Below are 17,935 nucleotides of genomic sequence, written 5' to 3'. Positions count from 1 at the left end.
GCGGCTGGCGATGTCCAGCCGTTTTTTTGTTTACACTGCCGCCAGTCCCGTCCGCCACCGGCGGCCCGCTCGGCCCGTTTGTAGTGCTGCGCGGCGGCAGAGCAGATCGATCCCCCGTCATGCGTGCGAGAGCCCGCCGCATGCGAAAAGCAAGGAGCAGCAATGCAAGCCATCGAAATCCGCGAATACGGCGCCCCCGAAGTCCTGCAACTGGCGCAACGTCCCGATCCCGTGCCCAAGGCGGGAGAGATCCTGATCCGCGTGAGCGCGGCCGGCATCAACCGCCCCGACGTATTCCAGCGCACCGGCAACTATCCTGTGCCGCCCGGCGCGTCCGACCTGCCGGGCCTGGAAGTGGCGGGGGTGGTTGCCGGCGGCGACCTGTCGCACACCGACAACCGCTTCGGCCTGAAGCTGGGCGATCGCGTCTGCGCGCTGGTGCAGGGCGGTGGCTACGCGGAGCTGTGCGTGGCCCCCGCGGCGCAATGCCTGCCGGTGCCGGCCGGCCTGTCGGATATCGAGGCGGCGGCATTGCCCGAGACCTTCTTCACCGTATGGAGCAATGTGTTCGATCGCGGCTACCTGGGCCGCGGCCCGCTGGGCAAGGATGAGACCCTGCTGATCCAGGGTGGCTCCAGCGGCATCGGCACGACCGCCATCCAGATTGCCAAGGCACTGGGCCACAAGGTCTTCGTGACGGCTGGCAGCGCAGACAAGTGCCGTGCCTGCGAGGAACTGGGCGCCGACCGCGCCATCAACTACAAGACCGAAGACTTCGTCGCCGAGGTCAAGGCCTTGACCGGTGGCCGCGGCGCGGACGTCATCCTCGACATGGTGGCCGGCCCCTACCTGGCGCGCGAGCTTTCCTGCGTGGCCGACGACGGCCGCATCGTGATCATTGCGCTGCTGGGCGGCGCAAAGGCGGAGATCCCGCTGGGCGACATCCTGCGCCGACGCATCACCGTTACCGGTTCGACGCTGCGTCCGCGCCCGGTTTCGTTCAAGGGTGAGATAGCGCAAGCACTGCACCAGCACGTCTGGCCGCTGCTGGCCGCGGGCAAGATCAAGCCGGTGATCCACCAGACCTTCCCGGCCGCCCAGGCGGCGGACGCGCATCGCCTGATGGAATCGAGCGAGCACATCGGCAAGATCGTCCTGACCTGGTAAGCGGGCGGAGCTGGGGCTGCGCGCCCCGGCGGGATGGCAGGGTAGGGCGGGCCCCGGGATCGCCTGGGCGCGGGAGCCTCCTGGCCGATTTCGGGCCCCTTCGGTGGCGTAGGGCCCTGGCCCGCGCTACAATAGCCGGTTTGATTGAGAGGGGCGCCCTGTGAGACAAAAGCTCGTCATCGGCAACTGGAAGATGCACGGCAGCCTGGCCGCCAACGCGGCCCTGCTGGAAGGTATCAAGGCTGTACCGGCACGTGCCCGCCTTGCGGTGTGTGCGCCGTTCCCTTACCTGGCACAGTGCCAGTCGTTGCTGGTCGGCTCCAATGTGGCCTGGGGCGCTCAAGACGTATCCGCCGAGGCGCGCGGTGCCTTCACGGGCGAAGTGGCGGCATCCATGCTGGCCGAGTTCGGTGTTTCGTACGCCCTCGTGGGGCATTCGGAGCGCCGCAGCTACCATGGCGAGAACGATGCCACGGTGGCGGCCAAGGCGCTGCGCGCACTCGAATTCGGCATCGTGCCGGTGGTGTGCGTGGGCGAGACCCTGGCGCAGCGCGAGGCCGGCGAGACCGAGGCGGTGGTTGGCCGTCAGCTTGGCGCCGTGCTCGAAGCGCTGTCGCTGGAGCAGCTTGGGCGTATCGTGCTGGCATATGAGCCGGTGTGGGCAATCGGCACCGGCAAGACCGCAAGCAGCGAGCAGGCCCAGGCCGTGCATGCCTTCTTGCGCGGCCAGGTGGCAGCGCGCGATGCAGGGGTTGCGGCTCGCATGGCCATGCTGTACGGCGGCAGCGTCAAGCCGGACAACGCGGCAGAACTATTTTCCATGCCCGACATCGACGGGGGGCTGATCGGAGGCGCCTCGCTGAAGTCGGACGATTTCCTCGCGATCGGCAACGCCTGAATGCCGGCCGCTCATAGGGTCTGATCAGGCAAGCGAATCGAACCAAATGGCAATTTTCAAAACTTTGTTGGTAGTGGCGCAGGTACTATCCGCGCTTGGCGTGATTGGCCTGGTGCTGCTGCAGCATGGCAAGGGCGCCGATGTCGGTGCGGCGTTCGGCTCGGGGGCCTCGGGCAGCCTGTTCGGCGCCACCGGCTCGGCCAACTTCCTGTCGCGTACCACCGCCGTGCTGGCGACGCTGTTCTTCATCTGCACGCTGAGCCTGACGCTGCTGGGCAACTATCGGCCGGCGGCATCGCTGGGTGTGATGGGCTCCGCGCCGCAGGTGGCACCGGCAGTGGCGGGGGCTTCGGCGCCTGCAGCCGCGGCTGCCGCATCGGGTGCCGCGGCCTCGAATTCGTCCGCGCCCGCAGTACCGAAATAATCAACCTGCCTTGTGTCTGATTCTTGAAGATTTTTGCAGTTGTGCATTGAACAAATCAGGAATTCTAGGTTAGAATACAAGGCTTGAAACGATCCCCCAGCGACGGGGCTCCAGCCAGGACAAAGCAGTCCCAGCCAGAGTTCCGAAGGGTGTAAAAACCCTGGGCCCTGAAAAGCCCGGCGCGAGGCAATATTGTTTCTCCCCCAGCCGACGTGGTGAAATTGGTAGACACGCTATCTTGAGGGGGTAGTGGCGAAAGCTGTGCGAGTTCGAGTCTCGCCGTCGGCACCAAACAACTTGATCGGGTTGTCCGTCCGGAGTGTATCCCGGATGGGCAGCCCGGCCAGTCCGCAAGGCGGCGTCGTAATTTCTACGGAATGGCGCTTGGGGTGGGCAACAGGACGCCGCTTACCGCTGGTGCTGTTGACAACATTCCAGATAAGGCTGGCCGTACCTTGAATCTCGAAGCCTACTTCCCCGTCCTCATCTTCATCATCTTCGGTGTCGTGCTCGGCATTGCACTGATGTCGATTGGCCGAATTCTCGGTCCCAACAAACCTGATCCCGCGAAGCTCTCTCCGTACGAGTGCGGCTTCGAAGCGTTCGAGGACGCGCGCATGAAGTTCGACGTGCGCTACTACCTCATCGCTATTCTTTTTATCCTGTTCGATCTCGAAACCGCCTTCCTGTTTCCCTGGGGTGTAGCCCTGCGGGATATCGGCTGGCCGGGTTTCTTCGCCATGGGCGTGTTTCTGCTGGAATTCATCGTGGGCTTCGTCTACATCTGGAAAAAGGGCGCGCTCGATTGGGAGTGATGTGATATGGCAATCGAAGGCGTTCTCAATGAAGGCTTCGTCACGACTACCGCTGACAAGCTGATCAACTGGACCCGCACCGGGTCGCTCTGGCCGATGACCTTTGGCCTGGCGTGCTGCGCTGTGGAAATGATGCATGCTGGCGCCGCGCGCTACGACATGGACCGCTTCGGCGTGATTTTCCGCCCGTCGCCGCGCCAGTCGGACGTGATGATCGTGGCCGGCACGCTGTGCAACAAGATGGCCCCCGCGCTGCGCAAGGTCTACGACCAGATGGCCGAGCCACGCTGGGTGATCTCGATGGGTTCGTGCGCGAATGGCGGCGGTTACTATCACTACTCGTATTCAGTGGTGCGTGGTTGCGACCGGATCGTGCCGGTGGATATCTATGTGCCTGGCTGCCCCCCCACGGCGGAAGCGCTGATCTACGGCATCATCCAGCTGCAGAACAAGATCCGTCGCACCAACACCATCGCGCGCAAGGGCTGACATGTCGAACCTCGATACTCTGAAGGCCGCGCTCGAAAAGGTACTGGGCAAGCGTATCCAGAAACTGGTGGAGGCGGTAGGCGAGATTACCCTTATCGTCAAGGCCGAAGACTCCGTCGAAACCGCGCTGATGCTGCGCGACGATCCGTCGCTGCGCTTCGAGCAGCTGATCGACGTTTGCGGCGTCGATTATTCCTCCTATGGCGACGGCGCCTGGGATGGTCCCCGTTTCGCCGCCGTGACGCACCTGCTGTCGGTGACGCACAACTGGCGTCTGCGCGTACGTGTGTTCGCGCCGGATGACGACGTGCCCGTGGTGCCGTCGCTGAATGACGTCTGGAACTCGGCCAACTGGTTCGAGCGCGAAGCGTTCGACTTCTATGGCATCGTGTTCGAGGGCCATAACGACCTGCGCCGCCTGTTGACCGACTACGGTTTCGTCGGCCATCCGTTCCGCAAGGACTTCCCGGTATCGGGCTATGTCGAGATGCGCTACGACCCCGAACAGAAGCGGGTGATCTACCAGCCCGTCACGATCGAGCCGCGCGAGGTAACGCCGCGCGTCATCCGCGAAGAGAATTACGGCGGCTTGCAGCACTGAGAACGCGCAATGGCAGATATCAAGAACTACACCCTGAACTTCGGCCCGCAGCATCCTGCGGCACACGGCGTGCTGCGCCTTGTGCTGGAGCTTGACGGCGAAGTGATCCAGCGCGCCGACCCCCATATCGGCCTGTTGCACCGTGCCACCGAAAAGCTGGCCGAGCAAAAGACCTGGATCCAGAGCGTGCCGTACATGGACCGCCTCGACTACGTGTCGATGATGGTCAACGAGCATGCCTACGTGATGGCCATCGAGAAGATGCTGGGTCTCGACGTGCCGGTCCGCGCGCAATACATCCGCGTGATGTTCGACGAGATCACGCGTCTGCTGAACCACCTGATGTGGATCGGCTCGCACGCGCTCGACGTGGGCGCGATGGCGGTGTTCCTGTACGCCTTCCGCGAACGCGAGGACATGTTCGACATGTACGAGGCGGTATCGGGCGCGCGCATGCACGCGGCCTACTACCGTCCGGGCGGCGTGTACCGCGACCTGCCGGACACAATGCCGCAATACAAGGCATCGAAGATCCACAACGAACGCGCCATCAAGGCCATGAACGAGGCGCGTTCGGGTTCGCTGCTGGACTTCATCGAGGACTTCACCAACCGTTTCCCGAAGTACGTCGACGAATACGAAACGCTGCTGACGGACAACCGGATCTGGAAACAGCGCCTGGTCGGCATCGGCGTGGTGAGCCCGGAACGCGCGCTGCAAATGGGCTTTACCGGCCCGATGCTGCGCGGCTCCGGCATCGAGTGGGACCTGCGCAAGAAGCAGCCCTACGAAGTGTATGACCGCATGGACTTCCAGGTCCCGGTGGGCGTGGGCGGCGATTGCTACTCGCGCTACCTGGTGCGTATCGAAGAGATGCGGCAGTCCAACGGCATCATCAAGCAGTGCATCGACTGGCTGCGCCGCAACCCCGGCCCGGTGATGACCGACAACCACAAGGTGGCGCCGCCTTCGCGCGTGGACATGAAGTCCAACATGGAAGAGCTGATCCACCACTTCAAGCTCTTTACCGAAGGCATTCACGTGCCGGAAGGCGAGACCTACGCGGCGGTGGAGCATCCCAAGGGCGAGTTCGGCATCTATGCGATCTCCGACGGCGCGAACAAGCCGTACCGCCTGAAGATCAGGGCACCGGGCTTTGCCCATCTTGCCGCCCTGGATGAAATGGCCAAGGGCCACATGATTGCGGACGCGGTAACGATCATCGGTACCCAGGACATCGTCTTCGGCGAGATCGACCGCTAATTGGTACCGCCGGCCCCGGACGACGATCCGGGCGCCCCTGGCAAGGACCCGAATCACGGTGTCCGGCCACGGGAAACCCGCGGTGGGCCCAGCATGCTGCGACATGCGGGCCGCAACGGCAGCGACGGCTGCAAACCTGCGGATGCGTGCCATGTGGCGGCGCAGTTCCGCAAATGACTCGGCGTATTACAGCAACGACCATGCTATCAGCAGAAGCTCTCAAGGAAATCGATCGCGCGATCGCCAAGTATCCGGCTGACCAGAAGCAGTCGGCCGTGATGGCGGCGTTGGCCGTGGCGCAGGGCGAAGTGGGCTGGGTCTCCCCGGAAGTCATGCAGTTCGTTGCCAGCTACCTCGACATGCCGCCGGTATGGGTCGAGGAGGTCGCAACCTTCTACAACATGTACGACACCAAGCCGGTCGGCAAGTACAAGCTGACCGTCTGCACCAACCTGCCGTGCGCACTCTCCGGCGGCGAACGGGCCGGCGACTACCTCAAGCAAAAGCTGGGTATCGGCTATAACGAAACCACCCCGTGCGGCACCTTCACCCTGAAGGAAGGCGAGTGCATGGGCGCCTGCGGCGACGCACCGGTGATGATCGTCAACAATACCCGCATGTGCAGCCACATGAGCGACGCCAAGCTGGACGCGCTGGTGGACGAGCTCAAGGGCACCGCCAAGGGGGACAAGTAACATGACCTCTCTGCACGACCGCCACATCAAGCCGCTGATCCTGGCCGGCCTCGATGGCAGCAACTGGCACTTCGAAGACTACGTCAAGCGCGGCGGCTATCAGCAGCTCAAGCGCATCCTGACCGAGAAGATCACGCCCGAGCAGGTGATCGCGGACGTCAAGGCCTCGGGCCTGCGCGGCCGTGGCGGCGCAGGCTTCCCCACCGGCCTGAAGTGGAGCTTCATGCCGCGTCAGTTCCCCGGCCAGAAATACCTGGTCTGCAACACCGACGAGGGCGAGCCAGGTACCTTCAAGGACCGCGACATCATCCGCTACAACCCGCATGCGCTGATCGAAGGCATGGCCATCGGTGCGTACGCGATGGGCATCACCGTGGGCTACAACTACATCCACGGCGAGATCTGGAACGAATACAAGATCTTCGAGCAGGCGCTCGAAGAGGCGCGCGCGGCTGGCTTCCTGGGTGACAACATCCTGGATTCGGGCTTCAACTTCCAGTTGCACGCCCACCACGGCTACGGCGCCTACATCTGTGGCGAGGAAACCGCGCTGCTCGAATCGCTGGAAGGCAAGAAAGGCCAGCCGCGCTTCAAGCCGCCTTTCCCGGCCAGTTTTGGCCTGTACGGCAAGCCGACCACCATCAACAACACCGAGACGTTCGCCGCGGTGCCGTTCCTGCTGTCGATCGGGCCGGAAAACTACCTGAAGATGGGCAAGCCGAACAACGGCGGCTCCAAGATCTTCTCGATTTCCGGCGACATCGAGCGTCCCGGCAACTACGAGATCCCGCTGGGCACGCCGTTCGCGACCCTGCTGGAACTCGCTGGCGGCATGCGCGGCGGCAAGCGCATCAAGGCAGTGATCCCGGGTGGCTCGTCCGCCCCGGTGGTGCCGGGCGACATGATGATGGCGTCCGACATGGATTACGACTCGATCGCCAAGGCCGGCTCGATGCTGGGCTCGGGCGCGGTGATCGTGATGGACGAGACGCGCTGCATGGTTCGCTCGCTGCTGCGTCTGTCGTATTTCTACTTTGAAGAATCGTGCGGCCAGTGCACGCCGTGCCGTGAAGGCACCGGCTGGCTCTACCGCATGGTGAATCGTATCGAACACGGAGAAGGGCGCCAGGAAGACCTGGACCTGCTCAATAACGTCGCTGAAAACATCATGGGCCGCACCATCTGCGCGCTCGGTGATGCGGCAGCGATGCCGGTCCGCGGCATGCTCAAGCACTACTGGAAAGAGTTCGAATATCACGTCGAACACAAGCAGTGCATGGTTCCGGCCTACTCTTAAGCGTGGCAGAACATGGTTGAACTCGAGATCGACGGCAAGAAGGTTGAGGTTGCTGAAGGCAGCCTGGTGATGGAAGCCGCCCGCCAGCTGGGCACCTACATCCCGCACTTCTGCTACCACCGTAAATTGTCCATCGCGGCTAACTGCCGCATGTGCCTGGTTGAGGTTGAGAAAGCGCCCAAGGCGCTGCCGGCCTGCGCCACGCCCGTTACCCCTGGCATGAAGGTCTTCACCAATTCGGAGAAGGCGGTCAAGGCGCAGAAGTCGGTGATGGAATTCCTGCTGATCAACCACCCGCTGGAWTGCCCGATCTGCGATCAGGGCGGCGAGTGCCAGCTGCAGGATCTGGCCGTGGGCTACGGCGCATCGGAATCGCGCTACAAGGAAGAAAAGCGCGTCGTCTTCCACAAGAACGTTGGCCCGCTGATCTCCATGGAAGAGATGAGCCGCTGCATCCACTGCACCCGCTGCGTGCGCTTTGGCCAGGAAGTGGCCGGCGTGATGGAGCTGGGCATGCTGGGCCGCGGCGAGCACTCCGAGATCACGACCTTCGTCGGCCAGACCGTGGATTCGGAACTGTCCGGCAACATGATCGACCTGTGCCCGGTCGGCGCGCTGACCAGCAAGCCGTTCCGCTACTCGGCCCGTACCTGGGAACTGGCTCGCCGCAAGTCGGTGTCGCCGCACGATGGCCTGGGCGCGAACCTGGTGGTACAGACCAAGAACCAGCGCGTAATGCGCGTGCTGCCGCTGGACAACGAAGCCGTCAACGAATGCTGGCTGTCCGACAAGGACCGCTTCTCGTACGAAGGCCTGAACAGCGCCGACCGTCTCACCAAGCCCCTGCTCAAGCAAGGTGGCGAGTGGATGGAAACGGACTGGCAGACCGCGCTGGAATACGTGGCCAATGGCCTCGCCAGCATCAAGCGCGACCATGGCGCCGACCAGATCGCCGCGCTGGCCAGCCCGCACAGCACGCTGGAAGAACTCCACCTGCTGGGTAAGCTGGTGCGTGGACTGGGCAGCGACAACGTTGACTTCCGCCAGCGCCAGACCGACTTCTCGGCCGCCATCAAGGGCGCGCCGTGGCTGGGCCTGCCGATTGCCGACGTCTCCGCGCTGCAGCGCGTACTGGTGATCGGTTCATCTCTGCGCAAGGATCACCCGCTGCTGGCCGCGCGTCTGCGCCAGGCCGGCAAGAAGGGCGCCCGCGTGGCAGTGCTCGGCGCCAGCGCCGATGACCTGCTGATGCCGCTGGCCGCACGCATCGACGCTGCACCGTCCGGCTGGACCGCAGCCCTGGCCGGCGTGGCCCGTGCCGTCGCCGCCGCCAAGGGCGTGGCCGCTCCGGCGGGCACCGATGGTTTCGACGGCGACGACAAGTCCAGGCTGGTAGCCGATGCGCTGCTGTCGGGCGAGCGCCGCGCCGTGTTCCTCGGCAACGAGGCCGTGCGTCACCCGCAATTCGCCGCGCTGCACGCGCTGGCACAGTGGATCGCCACCGAAACCGGCGCCACGCTGGGCTTCCTGACCGAAGCCGCGAACACGGTCGGCGGCCATATCGCAGGTGCGCTGCCGCAGAAGGGCGGCGCCAACGCGCAGGCCATGTTCGACACGCCGCGCCGCGCCTACGTGCTGCTGAACACGGAACCCGAGTTCGACGCTGCCAACCCGCGTCAGGCCCTGGCCGCGCTGGCCCAGGCCGGTACCGTGGTGGTGCTGTCGCCGTTCCGCTCGGAAGCCGCGCTGCAATATGCTGACGTGATCCTGCCGGTGACCCCGTTCACCGAAACCGCGGGTACGTTCGTGAACTGCGAAGGCCTGCCGCAAAGCTTCAACGGTGTCGTCCGTGCGCTGGGCGATTCGCGTCCGGCCTGGAAGGTGCTGCGCGTGCTGGGCAACCTGCTCGACGCGCCTGGTTTCGACTACGAGACTGCCGAAAGCGTGCGCGACGAAGTGCTGGCCAAGCCGGTCGCTCCGCAACTGAACAACGGCACCGACGCGGCCATCCGCGTGAGCGCCGCCGCGGGCGGCATCGAGCGCATCGCCGATGTGCCGATCTACCACGCGGACCCGATCGTGCGCCGTGCCGATTCGCTGCAACTGACCGCAGCCGCGCGCCGCGCCATGCAAGCCGGCCTGTCGGCCGACTTGTTCGCCTCGCTGGGCGTGCAGGCGGGCGACCCGGTGCGCGTGACGCAAGGGCAGGGCAGCGTGGTGCTGCCGGCCGCCCTGGAAGCCGCGTTGCCTGCCGGCACCGTGCGCGTGTCCGCCGGCACCGTTGCCGCGACCAGCCTGGGCGCCATGTTCGGTACCGTCACCGTAGAGAAAGCCATCGACCTGGCCGCCGCCGCGAAGGGCGCGGCCGAGCCGGCGGCCACGGCATAAGAAGAGCGAGAAAGAAACATGATCGACTGGATTACCTCGCAAGGACAGAATCTCTTCGGCGGCGCCTGGACGCCGCTGTGGATCCTGATTCGCGCCGTGGTCATTGTGGTGCCGCTGCTGTTGTGCGTGGCCTACCTGATCCTCTGGGAGCGCAAGCTGATCGGCTGGATGCACGTGCGTATCGGCCCGAACCGGGTCGGCCCGCTGGGCCTGCTGCAGCCGATCGCCGACGTGCTCAAGCTGCTGCTCAAGGAAGTGATGATGCCCACGCAGGTCAGCCGGGGCATGTACCTGGTTGCCCCGCTGATGGTGCTGATGCCCGCCGTGGCGATCTGGGCGGTGATTCCGTTCCAGGCCGAGGTGGTGATGGCCAACGTCAACGCCGGCCTGCTGTACGTGATGGCGATCAGCTCGGTTGGCGTGTACGGCGTGATCCTGGCAGGCTGGGCCTCCAACTCCAAGTACGCCTTCATCGGCGCCATGCGCGCCGCGGCGCAGATGGTGTCGTATGAAATCGCCATGGGCTTTGCCCTGGTGACTGTGCTGATGGTGTCGGGCAGCCTGAACCTGTCGGCCATCGTCAACTCGCAGAACACCGGCTACTTCGCCAACATGGGGATCAACGTACTGTCGTGGAACTGGCTGCCGCTGCTGCCCATGTTCGGCGTGTACTTCATCTCCGGCGTGGCCGAAACCAACCGCCACCCGTTTGACGTGGTCGAAGGCGAATCGGAAATCGTGGCCGGCCACATGATCGAATACTCGGGCATGGGCTTCGCGCTGTTCTTCCTGGCCGAGTACATCAACATGATCGTCATCTCCACGATGACCGCGCTGATGTTCCTGGGCGGCTGGGCGCCCCCGTTCGAGAGCTTCATCACGAACGCGGTGCCGGGTTTCTTCTGGCTGCTGATCAAAGTATTTTTGCTGCTGTCGGTGTTTATCTGGATCCGCGCTTCGTTCCCGCGTTACCGCTATGACCAGATCATGCGCCTGGGCTGGAAGATCTTCATCCCGCTGACGGTGGGCTGGCTGGTCATCGTGGCGATCTGGATCCGGTCGCCCTGGAATATCTGGCATTGAACGGCCAAAGCAGGGGCGCAGCCGCATTTGGCGGCGCCCCGTGGAATCATTAGGAAGCAATCGTCATGCTGCTCGCCATCAAGGACTTCTTCAACAGCCTGCTCCTGAAGGAACTCTTCAAGGGCATGGCCCTGACCGGGCGTTATCTCTTCGCGCGCAAGATCACAGTCCAGTTCCCGGAAGAGAAAACGCCGATGTCGCCGCGTTTCCGGGGTCTGCACGCGCTGCGCCGCTACCCGAACGGCGAAGAGCGCTGCATCGCCTGCAAGCTGTGCGAAGCGGTTTGCCCGGCACTGGCCATCACCATCGAGTCCGATGCACGCGTCGACGGTACGCGCCGCACCACGCGCTATGACATCGACCTGACCAAGTGCATTTTCTGCGGTTTCTGCGAGGAAGCCTGCCCGGTCGACGCCATCGTCGAGACGCATATTCTCGAATACCACGGCGAGAAGCGCGGCGACTTGTACTTCACCAAGGACATGCTGCTGGCCGTGGGCGACCGCTACGAGCCGCAGATTGCCGCGGCGAAGGCCGCGGACGCCAAGTACCGTTAATACGGCGCGATACAGGGCGCGTCCGCCGATTCTGGCGGACGTTGCCAACGAATAGTGAATCGGGCCCCGTGTGGGGCCAACGAAAAGGATGCCGCAAGGGCAGGCCACCAGGGGTGGCTTGTGCCAGAAGGCTCGACGAGGACCATGGAACTCACGACCACCATCTTCTATGTCTTTGCGCTGGTGCTGGTGCTCTCCGCACTGAAAGTCATCACCGCGAAGAACCCGGTGCACTCCGCACTGTTCCTCGTGCTGTCGTTTTTTACGGCAGCCGCGATCTGGATGCTGCTGAAGGCCGAATTCCTCGCCATCCTGCTGGTGCTGGTGTACGTGGGCGCGGTGATGGTGCTGTTCCTGTTCGTGGTGATGATGATCGATATCGATATCGAGCACCTGCGACGGGACTTCTGGACCTATGTCCCGATGGCTTCGGTGGTTGGCGCGCTGATCATCGCCGAGATGGCCACCGTGCTGGTGCGCAACTTCATCGGCACGACCACGCCGCTGAACAACGTCGTGCACGGCCCGGACTACTCCAACACCGCCGAGCTCGGCAAGCTGATCTACACCGACTACATCTACGCCTTCGAAGTGGCCGGCATCATCCTGCTGGTGGCGATCATCGCCGCCGTTGCGCTGACGCTGCGCCGCCGCAAGGACAACAAGTCGCAAGACGTGGGCGAGCAACTGCGTACCCGCCGCCAGGACCGCGTGCGCCTGGTCTCGATGCCCAGCGAAGCCCGTGCCGGCACCCAAGCCAGCCCGGATGCCGCGGCTGCCGCCAACAAGAACTAAAGCCCGGAGAAACGCTGTGCTCTCTCTCGCCCATTTCCTCGTGCTCGGTGCGATCCTGTTCGCCATCAGCATCGTTGGTATTTTCCTGAACCGCAAGAACGTCATCGTGCTGTTGATGGCGATCGAACTGATGCTGCTTGCGGTCAATATGAACTTCGTCGCCTTCTCGCACTATCTGGGCGACCTGGCAGGACAGGTTTTCGTTTTCTTTATCCTCACGGTGGCTGCGGCCGAATCGGCAATCGGCCTTGCAATTCTGGTCGTGCTGTTCCGCAACCTGGACACGATCAACGTGGACGACATGGACACCCTCAAGGGCTGATCCGAGTTTCTACGTTATGAACCAAGACCGTTCTCCGACCGCACACCACTAAGCGTCCTATGGCAACCACGCTCGACCCCAACCTGCTACTGGCGATTCCGCTCGCACCGCTCGCCGGTGCAGCGATCGCCGGCCTGTTCGGCACCAAGTTCTTCAGCACGTTCTCCTCGGAGACGCGCGCCGGCCGCACGCTGGCCCACACCGTGACGATCCTCGGTGTGGCGATCTCCTGCCTGCTGTCGATCATCGTGCTGATGGACGTCCTTGACGGCGCGAGCTTCAATGCCACCGTGTACGAGTGGATGACGATCGGCAGCCTCAAGATGGAAGTGGGCTTCCTGGTCGACTCGCTGACCGCGATGATGATGGTGGTGGTGACCTTCGTCTCGCTGATGGTGCACATCTACACCGTCGGCTACATGAGCGAAGACCCCGGCTACAACCGCTTCTTCGCCTACATCTCGCTGTTCACCTTCTCGATGCTGATGCTGGTGATGAGCAACAACTTCCTGCAGCTGTTCTTCGGCTGGGAAGCCGTGGGTCTGGTGTCGTACCTGCTGATCGGCTTCTGGTACACCCGCCCGACCGCCATTTTCGCCAACCTCAAGGCGTTCCTGGTCAACCGCGTGGGTGACTTCGGCTTTATCCTCGGCATCGGCCTGCTGCTGGCCTACAGCGGCAGCATGAACTACACCGAAGTGTTCGCCGCGCGCGACCAGCTCGCCACGGTGATCTTCCCGGGCACCGACTGGATGATGATCACGGTTGCCTGCATCTGCCTGTTTATCGGCGCGATGGGCAAGTCGGCCCAGTTCCCGCTGCACGTGTGGCTGCCGGACTCGATGGAAGGCCCGACCCCGATCTCCGCGCTGATTCACGCCGCCACCATGGTGACGGCCGGCATTTTCATGGTCGCGCGCATGTCGCCGCTGTTCGAGCTGTCGGACACCGCGCTGTCCTTCGTGCTGGTGATCGGCGCCATTACCGCGCTGTTCATGGGCTTCCTGGGCATGATCCAGAACGACATCAAGCGCGTGGTGGCGTACTCCACGCTGTCGCAGCTCGGCTACATGACGGTCGCGCTGGGCGCCTCGGCCTACTCGGTGGCCGTGTTCCACCTGATGACCCACGCGTTTTTCAAGGCACTGCTGTTCCTTGCGGCCGGCTCGGTCATCATCGGCCTGCACCATGACCAGGACATCCGCAACATGGGCGGCCTGCGCAAGTACATGCCGATTACCTGGATCACGTCGCTGGTGGGTTCGCTGGCGCTGATCGGCACGCCGTTCTTCGCGGGCTTCTACTCCAAGGACTCGATTATCGAGGCGGTGGCCGAATCGCATATCGCTGGCTCGGGCTTCGCTTACTTCGCGGTGCTGTCCAGCGTGTTCGTCACGGCGTTCTATTCCTTCCGCCTGTACTTCCTGGTGTTCCACGGGGAAGAACGCTTCGGCAAGGAAGATCACCACGCGCATCACGCGGGCAATCATGATGACGAGGAAGCGACCTCGGACCATCATCATGGCCTGGCTCCGGGCGAGAAGCCGCACGAGTCGCCGTGGGTTGTCACGCTGCCCCTGGTGCTGCTGGCGATTCCGTCGGTCGTGATCGGTGCCCTTACGATCAAGCCGATGCTGTTCGGCGACTTCTTCAAGCACGGCGTGGCCTTCAAGGACGTGATCTTCGTCGGCGAGAACCACCACGCCATGGAAGAGCTGGCCCAAGGCTTCCACGGCTGGGTGGAGATGGCGCTGCACTCGGTGACTACGCCGGTGTTGTGGCTGGCGATTGCCGGCGTGGTGCTGTCCTGGTTCTTCTACATGAAGCGCCCGGATATCCCCGCGGCCATCAAGCAGCGCTGCTCGGGCTTGTACACGCTGATGGACAACAAGTACTACATGGACGCAATCAACGAGGCTGTGTTCGCCCGCGGTGCCCGTCTGCTTGGCACCGGCCTGTGGAAGGGCGGCGACCAGGGCCTGATCGACGGCCTCGTGGTCAACGGCGCCGCACGTGTGGTGGGCTGGTTCGCGTCGGTGAGCCGTTACCTGCAATCCGGCTACATCTATCACTACGCATTCGCCATGATCCTGGGCATGCTGATCCTGCTGACGATGACGGTGTTCGGCACCTCGTTCGCCACGGTGAGCGCCAAGTAAGGAAAACAAGAAAATGGTTCTGTCTTTCGCTATCTGGCTGCCGATCTTTTTTGGCTTGCTGGTCCTTGCCTCGGGTTCCGACCGTAGCCCCGGCTACGTCCGCTGGATGTCGCTGTTCGGCTCCATCGCCAGCTTCCTCGTTACGCTGCCGCTGGTATTCCACTTCGACCGTTCCACGGCTGCCATGCAGTTCGTCGAGAAGTCGGAGTGGATCGAACGCTTCAACATCAACTACCACCTGGGTGTCGACGGCATCTCGATGTGGTTCGTGGTGCTGACCGCCTTCATCACGGTGATCGTGGTGATCTCCGCCTGGGAAGTGATCACCGAGCGCGTGGCCGAGTACATGGCCTCGTTCCTGATCCTGTCGGGCCTGATGGTCGGCGTGTTCTGCGCGCTCAACGGCATGCTGTTCTACGTGTTCTTCGAGGCCACGCTGATCCCGATGTACATCATCATCGGCGTCTGGGGTGGCCCGAACCGTGTGTACGCGGCCTTCAAGTTCTTCCTCTACACGCTGCTTGGCTCGCTGCTRACGCTGGTTGCGCTGCTGTATCTGTACAGCAAGACCGGTACCTTCGACATCCTCGAATGGCACCAGGCCAAGCTGTCGATGAGCGAGCAGACCGCGCTGTTCATTGCCTTCTTCCTGGCGTTTGCGGTCAAGGTGCCGATGTGGCCGGTCCACACCTGGCTGCCGGACGCCCACGTGGAAGCGCCAACCGGCGGCTCGGTGGTGCTGGCCGCCATCATGCTGAAGCTGGGCGCCTACGGTTTCCTGCGTTTCTCGCTGCCGATCGCACCGGATGCCAGCCATAGCATGGCCGCCTTCATCATCACGATCTCGCTGGTCGCGGTGATCTACATCGGCCTGGTCGCGCTGGTGCAGGCCGACATGAAGAAGCTGGTGGCGTACTCGTCGATCGCCCACATGGGCTTCGTCACGCTGGGTTTCTTCATCTTCAACGAGATCGGCATCGAGGGCGGCATCATCCAGATGATCTCCCACGGCTTTATCTCGGGCGCCATGTTCCTTTGCATCGGCGTGCTGTATGACCGCGTGCACTCGCGCCAGATCGCCGATTACGGCGGTGTGGTGAACACCATGCCGAAGTTCGCGGCGCTGTCGGTGTTCTTCGCCATGGCCAACTGCGGCCTGCCGGCTACCTCGGGTTTCGTCGGCGAGTTCATGGTGATCCTGGGCGCGGTCAAGTTCAACTTCTGGATTGGCCTGCTGGCCGCCACCGCGTTGATCCTGGGCGCCGCCTACTCGCTGTGGATGGTCAAGCGCGTGATCTTTGGCGACGTGGTGCACAAGCACGTGGCCGAACTGGTCGACCTGAACAAGCGCGAGTTCCTCATGCTTGGCCTGCTGGCGATCATGACGCTCTATATGGGCCTGTATCCGAAACCCTTCACCGATGTGATGCACGCTTCCGTGGTGAACCTGCTGTCGCACGTGGCGCAGTCGAAGCTGTAATCGGGGAGAGAAACAAACATGCAACCGTCCTCGACATTGGCACCTGTGGCGCCAATCATTTTCCTGGCGATCGCCATCGCCGCGGTCAACTGGATCGACCTTGCCCGGGGCAAGGGCCGCTCCAGCGTGGCCTATCCGCTGTCGCTACTCACCACGCTCGTGCTGACCGTCTGGTTTGGCCTGAACGCGGCCGCCGGCGACACGCACTACGCCTTCGCCAACCTGGTGGTGGTGGACCCGATGGCCAATGTGCTGTCGGCCTTCGCCTCCGGCGCGCTGTTCGTCACGCTGGTCTATACGCGTAGCTACCTGGCTGACCGCGACATGTACAGCGGCGAGTTCTACATGCTCGCGCTGTTCACGCTCGGCGGCCAGATCGTGATGATCACCGGCAACAACTTCCTGACCCTGTACCTGGGCCTGGAACTGCTGTCGCTGGCGTCCTACGCGCTGGTGGCCCTGCGCCGCGACAACCGCGTGACGTCCGAATCGGCCATCAAGTACTTCGTGCTGGGCGCGCTGGCGTCGGGTTTCCTGCTGTATGGCATGTCCATGCTCTATGGTGCGACCGGTTCGCTGAACCTTGGCGAAGTGTTCCGTGTCGTGGAGTCGGGCCGGGTCAACACCACCATGCTGGCATTCGGCGTGGTCTTCCTGGTGGCGGGCATTGCATTCAAGATGGGCGCGGCGCCGTTCCATATGTGGATTCCGGACATCTACCAGGGCTCGCCGACCGCGGTGACGCTGCTGATCGCCGGTGCGCCGAAGCTGGCAGCCTTCGCCATGGCGCTGCGCCTGCTGGTGGAAGGCCTGTTGCCGCTGGCGGTGGATTGGCAAGTGATGCTGACTGTACTGGCCGTGGCCTCGCTGGCCATCGGCAACCTGACCGCCATCGTGCAGACCAACCTGAAGCGGATGCTGGCGTATTCCACCATCTCGCACATGGGCTTCCTGCTGCTGGGCATGCTGTCCGGCGTGGCTGACGGCAAGGCCGATGGCGCGGCCAGCGCCTACGGTTCGTCGATGTTCTACGCGGTGACCTACGTGATCACCACCCTGGGCACTTTCGGCATCGTCCTGCTGCGCGCCGGCAAGGATTTCGAAGCCGAGACGCTGGACGACCTCAAGGGCCTGTCGCGCAAGAATCCCTGGTACGCGCTGCTGATGCTGGTGATGATGTTCTCGCTGGCTGGCATTCCGCCGACCATGGGCTTCTACGCGAAGCTGGCCGTGCTCGAGGCCGTGGTCCATAGCGGCATGACCTGGCTGGCCGTGGTGGCGGTGCTGTTCTCGCTGATCGGCGCGTTCTACTATCTGCGTGTGGTCAAGCTGATGTATTTCGATGCGCCGGCCGACGAGCGCAAGCTGGAATCGAGCTTCGGCCTGCGTTCGATGCTGACCCTGAACGGCGCGGTCATCATTGCCCTGGGCCTGTTCCCGGCAGCGCTGATGAACCTGTGCTACCAGGCCATCCGCGCCACGCTGGCGTCCTGATGCGCGAC

At 63.3% G+C, this 17,935-nt stretch carries 17 protein-coding genes and 1 tRNA gene; all 18 read left to right on the top strand.

The annotated features are described in order from the left end of the window. Positions 1–162: 162 nt before the first annotated feature. Positions 163–1,167: an NAD(P)H-quinone oxidoreductase gene (locus AC1DT6_RS12735; protein WP_441630151.1), complete on the top strand. Its 1,005-nt coding sequence runs from the start codon at positions 163–165 to the stop codon at positions 1,165–1,167. 160 nt (positions 1,168–1,327) lie between these two features. Continuing rightward, positions 1,328–2,065, top strand: coding sequence for a triose-phosphate isomerase (gene tpiA, locus AC1DT6_RS12730; protein WP_441630149.1), 738 nt, complete (start codon positions 1,328–1,330; stop codon positions 2,063–2,065). 46 nt (positions 2,066–2,111) lie between these two features. Beyond that, positions 2,112–2,489, top strand: a complete 378-nt coding sequence (gene secG / locus AC1DT6_RS12725) for a preprotein translocase subunit SecG (protein WP_045238150.1) — start codon at positions 2,112–2,114, stop codon at positions 2,487–2,489. Between the two features lie 206 nt (positions 2,490–2,695). Then, a tRNA-Leu gene (locus tag AC1DT6_RS12720) sits at positions 2,696–2,780 on the top strand. A 164-nt stretch (positions 2,781–2,944) separates the two neighbouring features. Further along, positions 2,945–3,304 carry an NADH-quinone oxidoreductase subunit A gene (locus AC1DT6_RS12715; protein WP_006156838.1) on the top strand — a complete coding sequence of 120 codons (360 nt, stop codon included), beginning with the start codon at positions 2,945–2,947 and terminating at the stop codon, positions 3,302–3,304. Positions 3,305–3,310: 6 nt separating this feature from the next. Beyond that, positions 3,311–3,793: a NuoB/complex I 20 kDa subunit family protein gene (locus AC1DT6_RS12710; protein ID WP_006156837.1), complete on the top strand. Its 483-nt coding sequence runs from the start codon at positions 3,311–3,313 to the stop codon at positions 3,791–3,793. A gap of 1 nt (position 3,794) precedes the next feature. Then, positions 3,795–4,394 carry an NADH-quinone oxidoreductase subunit C gene (locus AC1DT6_RS12705; protein WP_045238149.1) on the top strand — a complete coding sequence of 200 codons (600 nt, stop codon included), beginning with the start codon at positions 3,795–3,797 and terminating at the stop codon, positions 4,392–4,394. Between the two features lie 9 nt (positions 4,395–4,403). Further along, the gene (locus AC1DT6_RS12700; RefSeq protein WP_441630146.1) at positions 4,404–5,657 is read left to right on the top strand and encodes an NADH-quinone oxidoreductase subunit D; all 1,254 of its coding nucleotides are present in this window, start codon (positions 4,404–4,406) and stop codon (positions 5,655–5,657) included. Positions 5,658–5,857: 200 nt separating this feature from the next. Continuing rightward, positions 5,858–6,352 carry an NADH-quinone oxidoreductase subunit NuoE gene (gene nuoE / locus AC1DT6_RS12695; protein ID WP_035868701.1) on the top strand — a complete coding sequence of 165 codons (495 nt, stop codon included), beginning with the start codon at positions 5,858–5,860 and terminating at the stop codon, positions 6,350–6,352. A gap of 1 nt (position 6,353) precedes the next feature. Then, positions 6,354–7,649, top strand: a complete 1,296-nt coding sequence (gene nuoF / locus AC1DT6_RS12690) for an NADH-quinone oxidoreductase subunit NuoF (RefSeq protein WP_441630144.1) — start codon at positions 6,354–6,356, stop codon at positions 7,647–7,649. 12 nt (positions 7,650–7,661) lie between these two features. Then, entirely contained in the window at positions 7,662–10,037 is a 2,376-nt protein-coding gene (gene nuoG / locus AC1DT6_RS12685) for an NADH-quinone oxidoreductase subunit NuoG (RefSeq protein ID WP_477114716.1), read from the top strand. Between the two features lie 18 nt (positions 10,038–10,055). Continuing rightward, on the top strand, positions 10,056–11,120 hold the full coding sequence (gene nuoH / locus AC1DT6_RS12680; RefSeq protein ID WP_006156831.1) for an NADH-quinone oxidoreductase subunit NuoH: 1,065 nt from the start codon (positions 10,056–10,058) through the stop codon (positions 11,118–11,120). A 65-nt stretch (positions 11,121–11,185) separates the two neighbouring features. Further along, positions 11,186–11,677, top strand: a complete 492-nt coding sequence (nuoI, locus tag AC1DT6_RS12675) for an NADH-quinone oxidoreductase subunit NuoI (protein ID WP_017224316.1) — start codon at positions 11,186–11,188, stop codon at positions 11,675–11,677. A gap of 144 nt (positions 11,678–11,821) precedes the next feature. After that, positions 11,822–12,472: an NADH-quinone oxidoreductase subunit J gene (locus AC1DT6_RS12670; RefSeq protein WP_045238145.1), complete on the top strand. Its 651-nt coding sequence runs from the start codon at positions 11,822–11,824 to the stop codon at positions 12,470–12,472. Positions 12,473–12,488: 16 nt separating this feature from the next. After that, positions 12,489–12,794: an NADH-quinone oxidoreductase subunit NuoK gene (gene nuoK, locus AC1DT6_RS12665; RefSeq protein WP_006156828.1), complete on the top strand. Its 306-nt coding sequence runs from the start codon at positions 12,489–12,491 to the stop codon at positions 12,792–12,794. A gap of 59 nt (positions 12,795–12,853) precedes the next feature. Further along, entirely contained in the window at positions 12,854–14,953 is a 2,100-nt protein-coding gene (nuoL, locus tag AC1DT6_RS12660; protein WP_477102671.1) for an NADH-quinone oxidoreductase subunit L, read from the top strand. A 13-nt stretch (positions 14,954–14,966) separates the two neighbouring features. Further along, positions 14,967–16,433: an NADH-quinone oxidoreductase subunit M gene (locus AC1DT6_RS12655; RefSeq protein WP_441630137.1), complete on the top strand. Its 1,467-nt coding sequence runs from the start codon at positions 14,967–14,969 to the stop codon at positions 16,431–16,433. Positions 16,434–16,451: 18 nt separating this feature from the next. After that, positions 16,452–17,927, top strand: coding sequence for an NADH-quinone oxidoreductase subunit NuoN (gene nuoN, locus AC1DT6_RS12650; protein WP_035868681.1), 1,476 nt, complete (start codon positions 16,452–16,454; stop codon positions 17,925–17,927). Positions 17,928–17,935 lie beyond the last annotated feature (8 nt).

Source organism: Cupriavidus sp. 01L45, assembly GCF_056399885.1.
This window is presented reverse-complemented; position numbering and strand designations above follow the sequence as displayed.